Genomic DNA, 12,226 nt, shown 5'->3' on the forward strand with positions numbered 1-12,226 from the left:
CGTCTCACCTGCCAAAAGTTGCCGACATGTTACCGGCCGGGAGTGAAGCTCGGCTTAAGATCGCTTGGCCTACGCCGACCACGACTCTGGAGATCCATCATGACCGACGCAGACATCGCCGGCGCCGAGGTGATCCGCTGGCTGGACAGTCCTGACGCCGACCCGAACCTGCTGATCGGATGTGGCTTCGACGACGGCGACTGCGAGGACCTCCTTCCGGTCGTGGCGGTGGACCTTGGCGCCCGCCGCATCACCTATGCCGCGGCGGCCGGAACGCGATCGGTTCCCTTCGCCCGACTCGCCGATGGGGTGGTCGTTCCCAGCGACGCCCTGCGCGCGGCCGTGCTGGCCGCGACCCCGGCGAGCCTGCGCGAGGAGAACGCCGCTTATGACGAGATCCGCGATGTGGTCCCGCATCGGCCGCCCTCCCGCGAGGATCTCCTTGTGATCCTGGATGCGGTCCGCGATCACCGACGCGGCCTGACGCCGGACCGCGACACGCGCCACCTCCGTGCCAAGGCGCTGAAGCGCAGCGGGGCATGGACGGCTGGGGTCGCCATCGCGGCCGGCTGGCGCGAGGCGGCGATCGCGGCCGGCGTCTGGCCGCAGGGCGACGTCGCCATTCATCTGGCGCGGTTCCAACGCGAGGCCAAGGACGCCCGCGGGTCGCTCGCCACGCTTGCCGATCTTCGTTTCGCCCGGCCGGCCTTGAACGAGCGCCAGCGCGCGATCATCGCCACCATGGAAGGCGCCGCGCATGCCGATCTCTACGAAGCCCAGCGCCGCAACGCCGAGCATCTGGAGCGCGCCTTCGCCTGCGCGGCCCAGGCCTGGGCGATCGCCCCCAAGGACGAGGAGGCCAACGCCCTCTATCAGCGGCTCCACGCTCTGACGCCCAAGCGCCCCTAGGCGGCTGCCGCCCGCGCCTGCTATTGCGGGCGCAATGACCCTCGACCAGCTCCCGCCCCTGCGTGAAACCCTCGCCGAGCATGACCTGCTGGCCAAGAAGAGCTTCGGCCAGCACTTCCTGCTCGACCTCAACATCACGCGGAAGATCGCGCGTCTGGCCGAGGTCGGTCCCGGCGACCATGTCATCGAGGTCGGCCCTGGCCCCGGCGGGCTGACCCGCGCCCTGCTGGAGACCGGCGCAAAGGTCACCGCGGTCGAGGCTGACCCGCGCTTCGCCCCGCTGCTGGAGGAGCTCTCTGTCGCCTCCGGCGGCGCGCTCACCGTGCGGCTGGAGGACGCGCTGAAGACGAACGAGGCCGAAGTGGCCGCCGGCGCGCCGGCGCACATGGTCTCCAACCTGCCCTACAACGTCGGCACGCCGCTGCTGATCAAGTGGCTGACGGGCGCCTTCACGCCGGCATCCATGACCTTGATGTTCCAGAAGGAAGTCGCCGACCGTATCGCCGCCGAGCCCGGATCGGAGGCCTATGGCCGGCTGTCGGTCATCGCCCAGGCGACGAGCCACGCGGCCGTCGTCATGGACGTCCCGGCCCGCGCCTTCACCCCGCCGCCCAAGGTCGCCTCGGCGGTCGCCAGGCTGACCCCGCGCGCCGATCGCCCGGCGCCCGAGCGCCTGGACGCCCTGCAGCGCGTCACCGCCGCCGCCTTCGGCCAGCGTCGCAAGATGCTGCGCTCCAGCCTGAAGGTGCTGGGCGGCGCCGAGCTCTGCGAGGCCGCCGGCATTGCACCGGAAGCTCGCGCTGAGACCATCGACGTTGCCGGCTTCCTGGCGCTGGCCGACGCCCTGCGCGGCCGCTCCTAGCCGCCGAACATCTTCGCCCGCAGCCGGCGCATACCGCCGATCCAGCGGTCGTAGTCGGCGGTCTTGCGCTGCATGTAGGTCAGCACGACCGGATGCGGCAGGATCAGGAAGCTCTCCGCCGCCAGCCCTTGCACGACGCTCTCAGCGACGTCGTCCGACGTCAGCACGCCATCCAGGTTCTGCGGCTGCGAGGCGCTGTCGCCCTGCCGCAGCATCGCGGTGTCGACGCCCTGCGGGCACAGGATCGAGACTTTGATGCCCTGGTCGCCGTGGGTGATGGCCAGCGACTCCGCGAAGCCCACCGCCGCGTGCTTGGTGGTTGAATAGACCGCCCCGCCGATCTGCGACAGCAGCCCCGCCGCAGAGATGGTGTTGAGCAGATAGCCGCCGCCGCGGGCCTGCATGCCGGGGATCACCGCCCGCGCCGCGTGGACGTGGGCCATGACGTTGACGTTCCAGGCCCGGTTCCAGATCTCGTCCGGCGACGAGGCCGCGTTCTGCTTGTCAGGGTCGCCGTCGCCGACCCCGGCGTTGGAACAGAAGAGGTCGATGCCGCCGTGCCTCGCCTCGACGTCGGCGACCATCGCCGCCACCGCCGCGCCGTCGCTGACGTCCAGCGTCACCGCCTCGCCGCCGATTTCCTTGGCGACCGCCGCCGCGCCGTCGCCATTGCGGTCGGCCACGATCACCGCCTTGGCGCCCTCGCGTGCGAACCGCCGCGCGAGCCCCGCACCGATCCCCTCGGCGCCGCCGGTGACGACGACGACCTTGCCCTTAACTTCCATGGAAATGCGTCCTCTTGATCAGGCTTGAGCGGCGTCGGCGTAGCCGGCGTACGAGTTCTTCATGCTGGCGTGATTGAGCAGCATCTCGGCGACCTGCTTCTCGCCCTTGGCGTCGAACACCCGCGTGCGCACCCAATAGGATTCGGTGCGCTTGCTTTCGGCCAGCGCGGCGATCTCCCGGCGCAGCACATATTCCTCGCCGACGAACAGCGGCCCGTCGACGAGCCTGATCTCCTGGTCGGCGAACAGCCCGACAGCCGGTCCCTTCACCGGGAACGCGGCCTCGCGGCTCGAGTATTCGAACAGCACGCTCAGCATCTCGAACGGGATGATCGCCCGCCCCCAGGGCGAAGCCGCGCCGTCGGAAAACCAGGGCGAGGTCTCGGTGATCTTCGCGAGTTTCTGGTTCAGGCTGAACGGATAGAGCGCGCCCATGTTCTGGTCGGCGTCCATCTTCACACGCTCGTCCTTAGCGCCGGTCATGCCGACCTTCAGGTCTTCCAGGATCAGCAGCTTGCTGGGCGGGCGCAGCGCCGCCATGCGGGCTTCCAACAGGCTCGGCTCGGTCTGCAGCCCGACGCTGGCGCTGGCCTCCAGCACCGGCGTGCCGTCGGCCTTCTCGGCCCAGATGCGCGTGCGCGTCGCGCCCTCGGCGGGGATCTCGGCGAACGCGCGAACCTCTTCGCCTTCGACCACCATGTTCAGGAAGTGCGAGGAGATGCAGCCGCTCTCGTACCAGCGCTGCCCCCAGATCTTGGCCAGCAGCGGCTGGAACTGGCTGAAGTGCGTCGGCCCCTCGATCGGCCCGGCCCGGAAGCCCAGCTTCTCGGCCATGGCGTCGTCGTGGATCGAGGTGTGCCCGCCATACTCCTGGTCGGCCAGCATCTGCGCCGGCTTGCGCAGCGGACCGGCAAGGCTGAGGGGCGTATCGAAGCTCATGGGGCGTCTCCTGTGTCGTCGGACGCCCGAGGGCGCCGTCCACACGTATAGACCGACGCGGACCAGAGTCGAACGGGCGTTTGAATTACCCTTGGTCTCTAGGCGGTCATCGCCGCCCGCCGCCGCCGCAAAGTCGCCCCCGTTAGCGCGAACCCTCCGATCATCATCGCCCATGTCGCCGGTTCGGGGACCGGCGCGTAATCCTGGAAGGTGACCGACGCGGTGACGACTTCGCCGTTCCAGGTCTGGATGTTCAGGCTAGCCGCAAGGTCGGAAAAGTTGAGGCGCTGGTAGCACAGACTGTCGGGCGGCGGCCCGCACGGCTGGTCGATCTCAGTGGGCAAGACCAGCCGCGCATAGCCCCGACGATCGCCGAGAGCTTGCACGCAGCCATTCGCAAACGAACAATCCAGGTTCCAGTCGGACTCGTTGTACCCGACACCGCCAACCGCCCACGGATCGTAGTAGCCGAATGTGGTCCGATGGAAGCCGGCGACCGAGGCGCCCTTCAGATCGCCCGAACTCCATTGGAAGACAACATAGAGGTAGGGCTGGCCCGACGGCGGAAGCACGATCCGCGCGCCCTCGGAATAGTAGGCTCCGTCGGACTCCAGATTGCCCATGTCGAGGGGAAGAGTGGTCGCGCTTTGCGCGCCGCCAGCCATAAACAGTGCGCCCAGCACCGCAGCCAATCCGAGCATATTGCGCATTTCGCTCTCCCCAGGGTGGCGTTAACCAACGCCCTGCCTTGGGGAGAGTCAATGGGTAGATCGCCTTGGCGTCACCCACTCACCGTGCTGATCAGTGAGGCAAGCCCGAATAACCGTAGTCGAAGACGCCGTAGGGCCGCCCATTCCAGTAGTGGCGATAGCCGTTCTTCTCCTGGCCGATGGTCAGGGCCAGGGTTCCAGTCTCGCCGATCGGCATGACGCTGGTGATGTAGCCGCTGCGATAGCCGCCGGTGCCGACCGCGACGCCGACCTCGCCGTGGATCTGGCGATCTCGCGGCAACCTCACGCCTTCGCCATACGCCTCCTCGGGCGTCGTCGCCGCCGGCGAGTCGGCCAGCCAGCGCCTGATCTGTTCGGCGGTGTCCAGCGTCTCGGTTTTCGGGGCGGCCGCTGCCGGAGCCGCCGGCTCGGCGGCGGCCAGATTGATTTCCGAGGGCGCGACGCCGGTGGCGCCGGCGGTGCTCATCGCCTCCTGGGCCTGGGCGACGCTCGCCGTCAGGACCAGAGCGGCCGAGGCCGCCAGAATGGTACGCGTACGCATATCGAAAGGCGCCTCCAAGCGCGCCGTAGCTTAAGCAGCCGATATGGGCGCTCGTAAGGCGCTAGCCAAGCAGCGAGGCCGTTCCGTCCCAGGCCAGTTTGGCGCCGACCGCGATCAGCAGGACATAGATGATCCGGTAGAAGTTCCCGGCCGGGACCCGTCGGACCAGCCAAACGCCGGCCCAGGTCGAGGCGATGGCCAGCGGCAGCAACGCCAGGGCGGTCATCATCGCCTCGCGCGTGAACTGGCCTAGCGCCCAATAGGCCGGGACCTTCATCCAGTTCACCACGGCGAAGAAAATCGCGCTGGTGCCGATGAACACGTCGCGCGGCAGGTTCTTGGGCATCACGTAGATCTGGAACGGCGGCCCGCCGGCATGGGCGATCTGGCTCGTGAAGCCCGCCATGATCCCCGCCAGCACGCCGCGCCACGGCAGCTTCTCAGGCTTGGCCGGCTTCGGCAGCGCCGAACCGCGCTCGGCCCAGAGCCGCATGACCGCAAAAACGATCGAGATCGCCCCAACCGCCAGCTCCACCGCGCCTGGCTTGACGAACGCCGCGAGCGAGTAGCCCAGCGCAATGCCGCCCGCCGCGCTCGGCAGCATCACCACCAGCACGTTCTTGTCCCAGGTCTTGCGGAACGACCAGACGCTGACGACGTCCTGCACGATCAGGATCGGCAGGGTGATCGAGGCGGCCAGCACCGGCGACACCGCCAGCGCCATCATCGGCACCGCAATGACCCCGATGCCGGAGAAGCCGCCCTTCGCCAGGCCCAGCAGAATCACCGCCGGGATCGCCACGGCGTAGAAGAAGGGGTCGGTCAGCAGCGGAGGTTACTTCCGCTTGCCGAGTTCGGCGGCGATGTCCTTGACGTTGTGGCCGACCTTGCGGTGCGCGGCGATGACCTGTTCGGGCTTCACGCCCCAGCGCTTGGCCCAGAACGCCACCTCGTGACGCTCGCGGATATCCAGCCGCACGTTGTCGCGGAAATCCCGCTTGCCCTTGGGTTCGGCCATGATCGCCTCCGTGATCGGCCCTGGCCTACCAAGTCCGTCGCGCGGCGCCTACCCGCCTGGACGCGAGCCGCTCGGCCGGCTGACCACGAACGCGGCGCAGGCCCCGAGGGCGGCCGCCACCGCCAGCGCCAGCCAGAGCCCCGGATGCACCGACAGGAAGAAGACCGCGAACCCAAGCGCCATGCCCGTGCACGCCAGCACCTTGGCCTTGCGCGGGATCGCTCCGTGCGCCCGCCAGTCGCGCACCAGCGGCCCGAACTGTTTGTGGTTGAGGATCCAGGCTTCCATACGCGGCGAAGACTTGGCGAAGCAGGCCGCCGCGAGGATCAGGAACACCGTCGTCGGCAGCAGCGGCAGGAACGCTCCCGCGATCCCCAACGCGGTAAACCCCAACCCCAGAACCAGATAAAGCGCGCGCGTCATGCCAATTGAGAACTTCTCTCAAAAGGCGGCGTCGCGATAGGGGTCAGCGCGTCGTTTCTGCGACGCGTCGCGCCAGCGCCACGTTCACCGCCTCGTAAGCCGGGGTGAAGTCACGCGTGATCTTGGCCTTGCTCCAGGTCGCCGGCAGCAGCCCGCCCAACACCTCTGTGTGCAGGACGTGCGTTCCCTGCGCGTGCGGCGTCAGCAGGAACCCGTGGCGGCCGGCGAACAGCAATGGCACGTGCCCCGACCAAGCGAGCTCCCGCGCGGGCTCGGCCGCTACTATTCGCACCGTCTGGCGGATGACGCCCTGACCGGCCAGATTGCGGAACACCATCTTCGCCTTGGTTCCGACCTTGGCCTGCCCGTGGGCCTCGAGGTTCAGCGGGTTCCACTCCACGTAGCGCTCGAAATCGGCAAGTACGGCCCAGACCGCGTCCGGCGTGGCGGGAATGATCGCTTCGGTGCGGATCTGATGCATGGCGCGACTATATTCGCAAACCAGCCGCGGACTGCCATTGTCGAGCCATGGCGAACACCGACCTCGCAACGCGGACCTACAATCACGGCTGGCGGCTCGACCCGATCATCCGCAGCTTGTTGGACACCGACTTCTACAAGCTGCTGATGCTGCAGCTGATCTGGAGCCTGCATCCCGACGTCCACGCCACCTTCTCGCTGATCAACCGCACCCGCCACGTGCGCCTGGCGGAGGTCGTCGACGAGAGCGAGCTGCGCGCCCAGCTCGACCACGCCCGCACCCTCTCGTTCTCGAAGAAGGAGCTGATCTGGCTGGCCGGAAACACGTTCTATGGCGAGACCCAGATGTTCAAGCCGGGCTTCATCGCCTGGCTCGCGGACTTCCGGCTGCCGCCCTACGAGCTGACCCAGCACGACGGCCAATACGAGCTCAGCTTCCACGGCCCGTGGACCCACACCACCATGTGGGAGATTCCGGCCCTGGCGATCATCAACGAGCTGCGTACCCGCACCGTCCTGCGCGGTCAGGGGCGGTTCGCCCTCGACATCACCTACGCCCGCGCCAAGGCCAAGCTCTGGGAGAAGGTCGAACGACTGCGCAAACTCGACGGCCTGCTGATCTCCGACTTCGGCACCCGACGCCGCCACTCGTTCCTCTGGCAGCGCTGGTGCGTGGAGGCGCTGAAGGAAGGTCTGGGCGACGCCGTGCTCGGCACGTCCAACGTCCTCCTCGCCATGGACGGAGATCTCGAGGCAATCGGGACCAACGCCCACGAACTGCCGATGGTCGCCGCTGCGCTGGCCAAATCCGACGACGAACTGCGCGCTGCGCCCTACAAGGTGCTCGACGAGTGGCGACGCACCTACGCCGGCAACCTGCTGGTCGCCCTGCCCGACGCCTTCGGCACCCGCGCCTTCCTGTCGGACGCGCCCGACTGGGTCGCCGACTGGACCGGGTTCCGTCCCGACAGCGCCCCGCCGATCGAGGGCGGCGAGGAGATCATCGCCTGGTGGAAGGCGAAGGGCCGCGACCCGCGCGACAAGCTGCTGGTCTTCTCCGACGGCATGGACATCGACTCGATCGAGGAAGCCCACCGCCACTTCGCCGGTCGCGTGCGGATGAGCTTCGGCTGGGGCACCAACCTGACCAACGACTTCAAGGGATGCCTGCCCGGCGGCGGCGACGCCCTCGATCCCATCTCGCTGGTGTGCAAAGTCACCGAGGCGAACGGCCGCCCAGCCGTGAAGCTCTCTGACAACCCCGAAAAGGCGACCGGCGATCGCGCCGAGATCGTCCGCTACCTGCGCGTCTTCGGCGAGGCCGGACGCCACGCCCATCCGGTCATCGTCTGACCCCTGCGCCAAAACGTCTCATCCGGGTTTGCAACCAATCTGCGCCGGCTGCGCTTCCTCCCACTGTCTCCGGGGTTGTTCTGTGCGCGCCGGATGCGCGTGGAGGCTGCAAGGTCAAGCTAAGCGTTGATAGGCCCGCTCCCTGGGGGAGCGCGGCCCTTGAATCATACCTGATGCTATAATAATTTCCGTAAGGCCTTATTGCGCCGCGCATCACCCACATACCATTGCCACTATTATGCCTTATCACGGTCCTTTGATGGCCGAATTGCCCCGCCAGATTGGAGATGCCTCGGGGGAGGCCTCACAGATGTACGGGAGACCTCATGCGTTCCATCTTCACCTACGGGGCTGCGGCCCTCGCCCTCGCCATCGCCGCTCCGGCCTTTGCTCAAGACGCTTCTGAGCCGACCGCCCCGCCGGCGAAGGACGCCAGCGCCACCGCCGCCACCCTGGCCGTCGGCGCAACCGTGAAGGACAAGACCGGCGCCAGCATCGGCACGGTCACCGAAGTGAAGCCCGACGCCGCCGGCCAGCAGGTCGCGACGATCAAGATGGGCTCGGACACCTTCGCGGTCGAAACCAGCAAGCTGGCGATCGCCGACGGCTCGGCGACCATCAACGCCACGGCCGACGAACTGAAAACGATGCTGAAGAAGTAGATTGCTTCGAGCGCGTCCCGGACCTCCAGCCGGGGCGCGCTCTTCCTTTTGCCCAGACGTGTCAGGCTAGCCTTGCGCAGGAGAGCCCGTCATGGATCCGGCCAGACGGTGATCCGGCCAGACGGTCGAGGCGGCGCTCGAAAATCCGCTCCACCGCCTTGGAAGTCAGCGGAAAACGTAGACGTCCCCGCCGGACCGCTCCGGCAACGGCCCCGCCGCAATCGTCAGCTGCGCCCGTCGCCCGCCACAGACACACCGCATGCGATCGGTGAACGCCCGCAACGGCAGTCCGCCGAGCCCCTGCGCGACCCAGTGGGTCGGATCGCACGGCGCGGCCCGCTCGCATCCCGGCGAGGCGCATCGCGCCACCAGGTGCCGGTCCAGCCCCACGCACGCCAGCAGCGGCTCGCGCTGCGCGTTGATCCAGTCCTCATTCTTCATGTTCGCCTCCAGCGGCAGAACAAAAACAGAACATGAGGACATGCGCGACTCCGCCCAGGTTGATCGTCCGGACCGCCCTCCAACTCAGACGGGAGCGACCAGTCGCAAGCATCGGAAGAGTCGCGGGTTCTCAAAACAACAGAGGCGTCCACAGGGGGCGAATTCCTGTGAACGCCTTGGCGTCAGGCGCCGACGACCGCTCCGCGGCGGCGGCGCAACACCGCCCCGCTCAGGCCCAACCCGACGATCATCATCGCCCAAGTTGCGGGTTCGGGGATGGCGCTTGAGATGCTGAAACCCTTCATCTCCGCTCCTCCCCAACCAATGAACCGGATCTGAGAGATGGGCTCATCGGATACGATGGCGAAGCTCACCGATTCCTTCTCGGCGATAGCGAAGTCAGCGATAACCACACCATTGACCTCGATCTGCATCGAACTCGTGCCTTGGTACGATCCGATTGATGTCCGAAACGCGCCGATCCGCTCGCTCGGCGTGATCGTCAAGGGCGAGCTCGCGCCGAAGTAGATGCCGGGGAAAGTGACGTTGTCATTGTAGAGCGCCAGGTAGGACGCCGAAAAGCTGACCCCTCCGACAACGTAAGGCGATGGCAGTTGATACGATTCGACTCCCGGTTCGAACTCACCGGTGAACCAATTCCCAGTCCAGGTGCGATACGGCGCATCGACCGTCACAAACGCTGCAGCGCTCGCCGAACCGGCAATCACCGCCGACGCCGCAATCGCTACCAATCCGAGCAACACGCGCATGCAATCCCCCCTGAATTGCGTTAACCAACGTGTTTGTAGCGGTGCTGTCAATCTACGTCGCGATCACCCCGTGATGATCAACGCAGCTATTCCTCCAGCAGCGCCTCGACGAAGTCGGGCAGCCACGGATTGCGGCCCGGCTTCATCCGCTCGGAGCGGTAGATGTGCCCGAGGTCGGCATAGGCCCGATCGAAGTTCTTGTTGACGATGACGTAGTCGTAGAGCCGCCAGTGCTCGATCTCGTCCTTGCCCTTGACCAGGCGCTTCTGGATCACCTCTTCGCTGTCCTGAGCCCGTGCGTGCAGCCGGCGCGACAGGTCCTCCCACGACGGCGGCAGGATGAACACCCGCACGCTGTCGTCCGGCGCGGCGTCGGCGACCTGCTTGGCGCCTTGCCAGTCGATGTCGAACAATACGTCCTTACCGGCCTCCAGGGCCGCCATCACCGGCGCCTTGGGCGTGCCGTAGCGATTATCGTGCACGTCGGCCCATTCGAGGAACTCTCCCCGCTCGATCATCGCATCGAAGGTCGGGCGGTCGACGAAATAGTACTCACGCCCCTCCTCTTCGCCCGGGCGCGGCGCGCGCGTGGTGCACGAGATCGACAGCATCAGGTCGCTATGGTCGGCGACCAGCCGCCGAGACAGCGACGTCTTGCCCGCACCAGACGGCGAGGACACCAGCAGCATCATCCCGCGGCGGGTGGTTTCCCAGGGCCTGGGATGGTCGTGTCCGTCAGTCATTCGTCACTCTTCGCACGTTCAGAGCGCCGCTTAACAGATAGCGCCCTTTCAGCGGAAGGCCCTCAATGCGCGGCATGGGGACCGCCGCGCGGCTGGCGGGGCCTACTCGACGTTCTGCACCTGCTCGCGGAACTGCTCGATGGTGGCCTTGAGCTCCAAGCCTGTCGTCGTCAGCGCCCCCAGCGCCGACTTCGAGCACAAGGTGTTGGCCTCGCGCATGAACTCCTGGGTCAGGAAGTCCAGCCGCCGGCCCTGCGGCCCTTCGGCGGCGATATGAGTCCTGGCCGCCTCGACGTGCGCGCTTAGCCGGTCCAGTTCTTCGCGCACGTCCGCCTTCACCGCCATGGCCGCAGCCTCGGTGACGATCTTGTCCTCGCTGACCGCCTCACCGACCAGTTCGGTCATCCGCCGGGCGAACCGGTCCCTGATCGCCACGGGCTGCCCTTCGGCAAGGCTCTTGGCCTCGCCGACCAGGGCTTCGATCTTGTCGACCAGCCCGATCAGCACCGCGGTCAGCGCCAGGCCTTCTTCGCGGCGTGATGCGGAAAGCGCCTCCAACGCCGCGCCGATCGACAGAGCGATCGCCGCCTGCAGCGCGGCCTGAGCCTCGGGATCGTCGCCGCCCTCGGCCGCCTCGATCACCCCGCGCAGGGCCAGCAGTCCGTCCAGGCTCGGCGGACCTGCCTTGCCGGCCGCGATCAGCCCCTCGCCCATCGCCAGATAGCGCGCCAGAACCTCTTCGTTGATCCGCACCTCGACGCCGCTGTCGGTGCGCTTGGCCTGGACGCCGACATTCACCTGGCCACGCGCGAACCGCGCCTGGGTTCCGTCACGCGCGGCCTTGTCCAACTGGTCAAATCCCGGCGGACCGCGGAACCGGACCTCCAGATTTCGCCCGTTCACCGAGCGCGCCTCGACCGCCCAGGTCCAGTCGCCGGCTGCCCCCTCGGCCCGGCCGAAGCCCGTCATCCCAGAAAGCGGCATGGAAATCCTCGAAGCTGCGCAATTTCCGGCAGTCTACATGGCGCGCAGACGCCGAAGCCAACCGAAACGCGCCGGCGGCTTTTCAAATGTCCAAGGTCGACTCGCCGACCGCTTCAGCGTCAAGTTGCAGGCGAGACTGTACGGAGGCCGCCATGGACGTGGTCCGACGCATCGCCGGCGCCGCGGCGATCTACTTCTGCGCCTTGTTCACCGCGCTCGGGGTGGCCCGGCTGGTGCGCGATCTGGTGGACCTTGTGGGGATCGAACCCGTGTTCGGGGTCATCGCCGGAGCCTTGATCGTCGCCTTCGCCCTGTTGCCGTGGGCGGGATTCGCGGTGCGGGCCTTCGCCATTCCCCCGGCTCTCTCCCAGCGGCTGGCCGTCGGCGTCGGTGCAGTGCTGATGCTGTTTGTCCTGGCGGTGATCGAACTCACCTTCTTCCGCCGCTTCTTCACGGCGGAACTGGCCCAGCCCAATGATCGTATCGCGGCCTGGGCCACGCTCATCCTGCTGCTCTACGCAGCGGTGCTTCCGATGTTCCGCGCACGCCGCGACCCGCGCGATTAGCGCGGGCCGCAGACGCCTC

General features: G+C 67.4%; 16 protein-coding genes and 1 pseudogene. 5 read left to right on the forward strand and 12 right to left on the reverse strand.

Translation table 11 applies throughout. From position 1 onward, the window contains the following. The first annotated feature begins 99 nt into the window (after positions 1–99). Together ACSQ2H_RS11545 and rsmA are read left to right on the forward strand one after the other, a co-directional pair. On the forward strand, positions 100–909 hold the full coding sequence (locus tag ACSQ2H_RS11545) for a hypothetical protein (protein WP_436061535.1): 810 nt from the start codon (positions 100–102) through the stop codon (positions 907–909). 34 nt (positions 910–943) lie between these two features. Then, on the forward strand, positions 944–1,771 hold the full coding sequence (gene rsmA / locus ACSQ2H_RS11550) for a 16S rRNA (adenine(1518)-N(6)/adenine(1519)-N(6))-dimethyltransferase RsmA (protein WP_436061536.1): 828 nt from the start codon (positions 944–946) through the stop codon (positions 1,769–1,771). Here rsmA and ACSQ2H_RS11555 read toward each other — a convergent pair. The 8 genes from ACSQ2H_RS11555 to ACSQ2H_RS11590 all read right to left on the reverse strand — a co-directional run bounded on the left by ACSQ2H_RS11555 (position 1,768) and on the right by ACSQ2H_RS11590 (position 6,689). Further along, positions 1,768–2,556: an SDR family oxidoreductase gene (locus ACSQ2H_RS11555; protein WP_436061537.1), complete on the reverse strand. Its 789-nt coding sequence runs from the start codon at positions 2,554–2,556 to the stop codon at positions 1,768–1,770. The two genes, rsmA and ACSQ2H_RS11555, sit on opposite strands and share 4 nt — an antisense overlap. Positions 2,557–2,574: 18 nt before the next feature. After that, entirely contained in the window at positions 2,575–3,495 is a 921-nt protein-coding gene (locus tag ACSQ2H_RS11560; protein ID WP_436061538.1) for a hypothetical protein, read from the reverse strand. A 98-nt stretch (positions 3,496–3,593) separates the two neighbouring features. Continuing rightward, positions 3,594–4,205 carry a PEPxxWA-CTERM sorting domain-containing protein gene (locus ACSQ2H_RS11565; RefSeq protein WP_436061539.1) on the reverse strand — a complete coding sequence of 204 codons (612 nt, stop codon included), beginning with the start codon at positions 4,203–4,205 and terminating at the stop codon, positions 3,594–3,596. Between the two features lie 91 nt (positions 4,206–4,296). Then, positions 4,297–4,767 (reverse strand): hypothetical protein, encoded by a 471-nt coding sequence (locus ACSQ2H_RS11570; protein ID WP_436061540.1) that lies wholly within the window; start codon positions 4,765–4,767, stop codon positions 4,297–4,299. A gap of 61 nt (positions 4,768–4,828) precedes the next feature. Then, positions 4,829–5,596 carry a sulfite exporter TauE/SafE family protein gene (locus ACSQ2H_RS11575; RefSeq protein ID WP_436063567.1) on the reverse strand — a complete coding sequence of 256 codons (768 nt, stop codon included), beginning with the start codon at positions 5,594–5,596 and terminating at the stop codon, positions 4,829–4,831. Between the two features lie 6 nt (positions 5,597–5,602). Continuing rightward, positions 5,603–5,785: a DUF3606 domain-containing protein gene (locus ACSQ2H_RS11580; RefSeq protein ID WP_293402135.1), complete on the reverse strand. Its 183-nt coding sequence runs from the start codon at positions 5,783–5,785 to the stop codon at positions 5,603–5,605. 48 nt (positions 5,786–5,833) lie between these two features. Then, on the reverse strand, positions 5,834–6,208 hold the full coding sequence (locus ACSQ2H_RS11585) for a YbaN family protein (protein WP_436061541.1): 375 nt from the start codon (positions 6,206–6,208) through the stop codon (positions 5,834–5,836). 43 nt (positions 6,209–6,251) lie between these two features. After that, positions 6,252–6,689: an SRPBCC family protein gene (locus ACSQ2H_RS11590; RefSeq protein ID WP_436061542.1), complete on the reverse strand. Its 438-nt coding sequence runs from the start codon at positions 6,687–6,689 to the stop codon at positions 6,252–6,254. A 47-nt stretch (positions 6,690–6,736) separates the two neighbouring features. Between ACSQ2H_RS11590 and pncB the strand changes: the two genes are divergently transcribed. Both pncB and ACSQ2H_RS11600 read left to right on the forward strand, forming a co-directional pair. After that, positions 6,737–8,041, forward strand: a complete 1,305-nt coding sequence (gene pncB, locus ACSQ2H_RS11595) for a nicotinate phosphoribosyltransferase (RefSeq protein ID WP_436061543.1) — start codon at positions 6,737–6,739, stop codon at positions 8,039–8,041. A 326-nt stretch (positions 8,042–8,367) separates the two neighbouring features. Next, positions 8,368–8,703 (forward strand): hypothetical protein, encoded by a 336-nt coding sequence (locus ACSQ2H_RS11600; protein WP_436061544.1) that lies wholly within the window; start codon positions 8,368–8,370, stop codon positions 8,701–8,703. A gap of 165 nt (positions 8,704–8,868) precedes the next feature. Here ACSQ2H_RS11600 and ACSQ2H_RS11605 read toward each other — a convergent pair whose 3' ends face one another. The 4 genes and pseudogenes from ACSQ2H_RS11605 to ACSQ2H_RS11620 form a co-directional block, all read right to left on the reverse strand. Further along, entirely contained in the window at positions 8,869–9,186 is a 318-nt protein-coding gene (locus tag ACSQ2H_RS11605; protein WP_436061545.1) for a hypothetical protein, read from the reverse strand. 140 nt (positions 9,187–9,326) lie between these two features. Further along, a pseudogene (locus tag ACSQ2H_RS11610) lies at positions 9,327–9,434 on the reverse strand (PEPxxWA-CTERM sorting domain-containing protein); the annotation flags it as partial. Between the two features lie 566 nt (positions 9,435–10,000). Next, on the reverse strand, positions 10,001–10,657 hold the full coding sequence (gene gmk / locus ACSQ2H_RS11615; RefSeq protein ID WP_436061546.1) for a guanylate kinase: 657 nt from the start codon (positions 10,655–10,657) through the stop codon (positions 10,001–10,003). 102 nt (positions 10,658–10,759) lie between these two features. Further along, positions 10,760–11,641, reverse strand: coding sequence for a YicC/YloC family endoribonuclease (locus ACSQ2H_RS11620; RefSeq protein WP_436061547.1), 882 nt, complete (start codon positions 11,639–11,641; stop codon positions 10,760–10,762). Between the two features lie 152 nt (positions 11,642–11,793). Between ACSQ2H_RS11620 and ACSQ2H_RS11625 the strand changes: the two genes are divergently transcribed. Beyond that, positions 11,794–12,207 carry a hypothetical protein gene (locus ACSQ2H_RS11625; RefSeq protein WP_436061548.1) on the forward strand — a complete coding sequence of 138 codons (414 nt, stop codon included), beginning with the start codon at positions 11,794–11,796 and terminating at the stop codon, positions 12,205–12,207. The last annotated feature ends 19 nt before the right edge of the window (positions 12,208–12,226 follow it).

Origin of the sequence: Phenylobacterium sp. LjRoot97, assembly GCF_964254345.1 — a bacterium.
GTDB lineage: Bacteria > Pseudomonadota > Alphaproteobacteria > Caulobacterales > Caulobacteraceae > Phenylobacterium.

Coding starts and splice junctions, on each gene's coding strand:
- rsmA (WP_436061536.1), top strand. CDS start 944: ATGACCCTCGACCAGCTCCCGCCCCTGCGTGAAACCCTCGCCGAGCAT.
- ACSQ2H_RS11580 (WP_293402135.1), bottom strand. CDS start 5,785: ATGGCCGAACCCAAGGGCAAGCGGGATTTCCGCGACAACGTGCGGCTG.
- ACSQ2H_RS11585 (WP_436061541.1), bottom strand. CDS start 6,208: ATGACGCGCGCGCTTTATCTGGTTCTGGGGTTGGGGTTTACCGCGTTG.
- ACSQ2H_RS11560 (WP_436061538.1), bottom strand. CDS start 3,495: ATGAGCTTCGATACGCCCCTCAGCCTTGCCGGTCCGCTGCGCAAGCCG.
- ACSQ2H_RS11590 (WP_436061542.1), bottom strand. CDS start 6,689: ATGCATCAGATCCGCACCGAAGCGATCATTCCCGCCACGCCGGACGCG.
- ACSQ2H_RS11555 (WP_436061537.1), bottom strand. CDS start 2,556: ATGGAAGTTAAGGGCAAGGTCGTCGTCGTCACCGGCGGCGCCGAGGGG.
- ACSQ2H_RS11600 (WP_436061544.1), top strand. CDS start 8,368: ATGCGTTCCATCTTCACCTACGGGGCTGCGGCCCTCGCCCTCGCCATC.
- ACSQ2H_RS11625 (WP_436061548.1), top strand. CDS start 11,794: ATGGACGTGGTCCGACGCATCGCCGGCGCCGCGGCGATCTACTTCTGC.
- ACSQ2H_RS11545 (WP_436061535.1), top strand. CDS start 100: ATGACCGACGCAGACATCGCCGGCGCCGAGGTGATCCGCTGGCTGGAC.
- pncB (WP_436061543.1), top strand. CDS start 6,737: ATGGCGAACACCGACCTCGCAACGCGGACCTACAATCACGGCTGGCGG.
- ACSQ2H_RS11605 (WP_436061545.1), bottom strand. CDS start 9,186: ATGTCCTCATGTTCTGTTTTTGTTCTGCCGCTGGAGGCGAACATGAAG.
- gmk (WP_436061546.1), bottom strand. CDS start 10,657: ATGACTGACGGACACGACCATCCCAGGCCCTGGGAAACCACCCGCCGC.
- ACSQ2H_RS11565 (WP_436061539.1), bottom strand. CDS start 4,205: ATGCGCAATATGCTCGGATTGGCTGCGGTGCTGGGCGCACTGTTTATG.
- ACSQ2H_RS11620 (WP_436061547.1), bottom strand. CDS start 11,641: ATGCCGCTTTCTGGGATGACGGGCTTCGGCCGGGCCGAGGGGGCAGCC.
- ACSQ2H_RS11570 (WP_436061540.1), bottom strand. CDS start 4,767: ATGCGTACGCGTACCATTCTGGCGGCCTCGGCCGCTCTGGTCCTGACG.